The following is a 4,477-nucleotide window of genomic DNA, read 5'->3' as shown; positions in this document are numbered from 1 at the left end:
TCCATTTCCCCTGGCTCTCATCCCGACGCTCACCAAGCACGGGTAGAGCGCGGGGCTTCCCGCCGAGAAGCTAACTGAGGCGCGATTTCCTGCAACCCCGACCCCTGAATCCTTACCTATTGTCTGTGGATGCGCCGACGGTGAGGGGGGTATTAGCTGATAAAGGCTTGGTGTTCTGGAGATGCCAATCCCGCTTGTAGGGTTTCCAAAACGGCGGCGAGGTTATTTTGCAACAATTGCTCTCGATTTAGCCATAAACCGGGAAAAACACGACTGCACAGAATACCCTGGTCATTAGGAGGGAGAGACTGATAAACTCGGTAGAAGAATTTAAATTGGTTTTTAAGGAATTCGATAATTTTGATAAAAAAGCCGTGGTGGGGGATAAAAAATGGATGTAAAATGTGGTGAATATTGGCAACAATTTTTTCGCCAATATTGAGCGTTTCGGTGCGTCAATCCCGGCGTTTATGGGGTGATTTTTCCATTTATGTGAGAGCGGGGGTGACGCACCCTACGGGGCGGTGGGTGTTGCTATTCGGTGCGTCAGTGCATGAAAAATGTGGTGAACATTGGCAACAATTTTTTCGCCAATATTGAGAGCGCTGCTAGAGTTGTAACCAGTCGTGAATTTCGCGCGCCAACCAGATGCACTCGGACTCGGTTAAATTGCGTCCGGAACTGCCAAAGGAATATTGTTGATAGTATTCCGGTTTGTGACCGGCGGTAATTGCCACTCCCATGACAAATTTTTTGTTATCGTAGTAAATGGAGACATCTTGAATTTGATTGGTGACGCCGAGCTGACGACGGTAAGTAAAGCCGAGGCGTTTGTTTTCGATTTCAAAGGTATTTCTGGCGCGATCGAGGAAGACGGTAGTGCGTTCGAAATAATCGCTCAAACAAGCAATGGCGATCGGGAGAATGAGTAAGGGAAGGATAACGATCGCCACCTGGAGGAGCAGAGAAAGCACCGAGATAGCGCCAATGCCAATCAGGATATAAATTAATAGCTGAGCGGCCAAATCAGAGGCGCTGAGACTGTCTTTTAACGAGGCGAAAGCGCTTTGAATGGCGATCGCACCGCGCTGTAGCAGTTGGGAGGCAGACTGGCGAATTTTCAGACCCGGTTCTGGGATAGAAATGAGTAAAGTTTGCGGTGTTTTTTTCAGGTGGATGGGGGTAAGGTCTGGTTGAGAAATCGAGTCAGTTTCGGTGGATAAAGCAGTAGCGGAGTTGAGCGCGCCGATCGCAACTCTTGCAGAGGGAAAGCGATCGTCGAGTTGAGGTTCTACGAGAGTTTCGAGCCAATCGAGAAAATAGGGATTGAGATTGGTGCTGACGCGATCGCGAAAATCCAGGTGCAAATTTTTTTGCAATAACTCTGCCGGTGGCGTGCCGGTGAGCAAATGAACTAATGTCGCACCTAGGGCATATAAATCCGACGCCGGGACTGCCTGACCGCCAAATTGCTCTAACGGAGTATAACCGTAGGTGCCCACCACGGTGAAGCTTCTGCGCGCCACAGCGGCTTTATCCTGCACTGCGCCGAAGTCTACCAGATAGATTTCCTCATCTTCCCCGAAAATCAGATTGCTCGGTTTGATATCGCGGTGGAGGACCGGGGGATTGAGTTCGTGCAGGTATTGCAAGATATCCAGGGTGGCGATCGCGATATCGCAGACTTCCGCCTCGGTAAATTTTTTCCCCTCATCCAACAACTGCATCAGAGAGGCCCCGGGGATATAATCGTGAACTAAACCGGACCAGAGTTTGTCATCTTCGAGGGCGAAGCGATCGCGATAGCGAGGAATGCGCGGGTGGTCCAAATTTTCCAGGACCTTCGCCTCGCGTTCGAACAGTTTCAGATTTTCCCACGCATTGGATCCACCCCAAACCAACAACTTCACCACCACGGGTTTTTCGCTACTGAGATCCTCTGCTAACCAGGTTTCCCGTGCGGGGTTATCGCTCAACTGCTCTTTGAGTTGATAGCGTTCTTGCAATACCGACCCTGTTTGCGGCATATTGTTAAAAGCGAATGTTAGATCGTGATTGTCTTAATTCCAGGGTAGCAATTTTTCCCCGGGGATGGCGGTCAATCCAATCGTGACAATTGAGCCGTTTGATGAGTCGCCACATCGCGCACCGGCTTGGTTTTTTTGTCACCTTGCCCTGGGCAAGTGCTATTTTTAACCATTGGCGCAACTGTCCGAGCTGTAGGTCGAGTTCTTCGGCGAGGGAGTTAAGCAAGGGTGCAAATTATTTTGCACATTTATTGGGGAGGGAGGCGGTAGTTCTGGTGGGGCGTTCCCAGGGGGTGGCCTGGGAACGAGTTAAAATATTTTTTCGTACCCACGGACGAGGGGGGGAGGTTGTTTTCCGTTGCACGATAAAAAAGCACACCCCCCTTCGTGACAAGGAGGGCGCTTCGATGCTGCATTTCGCCCAACTTAATAAGCGTCTTGCAGTTCGTAAAAGTCGGGGGAGATGTAATCCTTTCGCAAGGGCCAGCCGACCCAATCTTCCGGCATCAAAATCCGTTTGAGATTCGGATGTCCTTCATAGACGATGCCGTACATATCGTAGGATTCCCGTTCTTGGAAATCGGCGGTTTTCCAGATCCAGTAGACCGAAGGAACGGTGGGATTATCTCTGGGTAGGAAGACCTTGATGCGGACTTCCTCCGGGCGATCGGCATCATCCTCGACTTTAATTAAGTGGTACATGCTGACCAGGGGTTCACCCGGGCCGGGGTCGTAACCGCACTGACACTGCAGGTAGTTAAAGCCGTAAGCATAAAGGGCGGTGGCCAAGGGGATGAGAAATTCGGCTTCGACCTTGATGATTTCGACGCCGAGATTATCTCGTTCTAGGGCTTCATGTTCGAAACCATTTTCGGTAAGCCACTGGGAAATTTTACCCGCTTCTACAATTTGTTCTTGAGATTCTTGGGATTCTTCAGGCACGATTTTCCTCCTTCTGGGTGGCCTTCAGTGCGGGGGGAACCGGCATTCCCATTGCTTCGGTGAGTTCTTTGGGTGGCGTTTGACGGGTGGAGGTTTGTAGGTACTGACCCGTCAAGATGGGTTCGACCACTTTCATGTTGTGCTTGCGGGTGTAGAAGCGGTGGTCTTGTTCAATATTTGCCCGCTGTTGCATGGAATCGTTGGCGATTTTTTTGCGAAGTTTAACGATCGCATCGATAATCGCTTCCGGACGTGGAGGGCAACCGGGAATGTAAACATCCACCGGAATCAGTTTATCCACGCCGCGCACTGCGGTGTGGGAGTCCACGCTAAACATGCCGCCGGTGATGGTGCAAGCGCCCATTGCGATGACGTATTTGGGTTCGGGCATTTGTTCGTAAAGCCGCACCAGGGCCGGGGCGTACTTCATCGTGATCGTGCCGGCGGTGATGATCAAGTCAGCTTGACGCGGACTGGATCGAGGCACCAGACCGAAGCGATCGAAGTCAAAGCGCGACCCGATCAGGGCGGCAAATTCGATAAAGCAGCAGGCGGTTCCGTAAAGCAGAGGCCACAGACTAGAGAGTCGCGCCCAGTTGTACAGGTCATCCACGGTGGTGAGGATGACATTTTCGGAAAGTTCTTGAGTCACTTGAGGACGTTCGATCGGGTTAGCGATTTGTCCTTCAAAGTTGTTAGAGGTTGTTGGGTTAGGATTTAGGACCATTCTAAGGCTCCTTTGCGCCATGCGTACACCAGAGCAATTACGAGAATTGCGACAAATATGAGGGCTTCAATAAAGGCCAGGAGTCCAAGTCGGTGGAATGCGACCGCCCAAGGATAGAGGAAGACGGTTTCCACATCGAAGATGAGGAAGACCAGGGCGAACATGTAGTAACGGATGTTGAACTGGATCCAGGCTCCGCCGATAGGTTCGATGCCGGATTCGTAGGTGGTTCGCCGTTCTGGGTAGGTTGCTTTCGGACGCAGGAGTTGAGATGCACCGAGAGCTACCACCGGGACTAGGCCGCACACGAATAGAAAGCCGAGAAAATACTCGTAGCCGCTAAGGACAAACACGATAAATAACTTGAGGTTGACAGAACTTCTAAAACGAATTGTTTACATTTTTACATAATTGGGGCGCGAGCGACCCCGAGAACCTGGGCTTTTGCACGGGCCAGGGGGGTTGGAAATTCCAATGCCTCTCATAAAACTTAGCAAATTTCCGGGATTTCTTCAGTAAAACCACTCAGTGGCGAGTTTGGTGAGTGGGTAGCCCCCAGACCTTTTCCCCGAGGGCGACGCAGCCGCAATCACCCGGTGGGTTGCATTGGCAGCCCTTCGGGGGGAGAATTGCTCCGGGTCAGGGTTTAAGGTAAAATGGGGCTAGATTTAGAAATCCGGCGATCGTTTTTAAAGATTGTAACGAAGTCAGCACCCCGCTCTAAAGAGACGGGGCTTCTAGCCCCTGACTTTAGGTAGCTGACCAGCCTAAGCCCTACGAG

The 4,477-nt window shown here is 51.2% G+C and carries 4 protein-coding genes and 1 pseudogene; all 5 read right to left on the bottom strand.

Annotated features, from left to right (window positions below):
* Positions 1-152: 152 nt before the first annotated feature.
* A pseudogene (locus tag AC0QH1_RS17785) lies at positions 153-317 on the bottom strand (Uma2 family endonuclease); the annotation flags it as partial.
* A 291-nt stretch (positions 318-608) separates the two neighbouring features.
* A complete protein-coding gene (locus tag AC0QH1_RS17780; protein WP_324632586.1) occupies positions 609-2,027 on the bottom strand; it encodes a serine/threonine protein kinase in 1,419 nt (472 codons plus the stop codon).
* 426 nt (positions 2,028-2,453) lie between these two features.
* Positions 2,454-2,969 carry an NAD(P)H-quinone oxidoreductase subunit J gene (locus AC0QH1_RS17775; RefSeq protein ID WP_324632585.1) on the bottom strand — a complete coding sequence of 172 codons (516 nt, stop codon included), beginning with the start codon at positions 2,967-2,969 and terminating at the stop codon, positions 2,454-2,456.
* Positions 2,962-3,696 (bottom strand): NADH dehydrogenase subunit K, encoded by a 735-nt coding sequence (locus AC0QH1_RS17770; RefSeq protein ID WP_324632584.1) that lies wholly within the window; start codon positions 3,694-3,696, stop codon positions 2,962-2,964. Before AC0QH1_RS17770 ends, AC0QH1_RS17775 begins: the two co-directional genes overlap by 8 nt.
* Positions 3,687-4,049, bottom strand: coding sequence for a photosynthetic/respiratory NAD(P)H-quinone oxidoreductase subunit C (ndhC, locus tag AC0QH1_RS17765; protein WP_324632583.1), 363 nt, complete (start codon positions 4,047-4,049; stop codon positions 3,687-3,689). The genes AC0QH1_RS17770 and ndhC overlap by 10 nt, the downstream gene beginning before the upstream one ends.
* Positions 4,050-4,477 lie beyond the last annotated feature (428 nt).

This window comes from Phormidium sp. CCY1219 (assembly GCF_055795085.1).
This window is presented reverse-complemented; position numbering and strand designations above follow the sequence as displayed.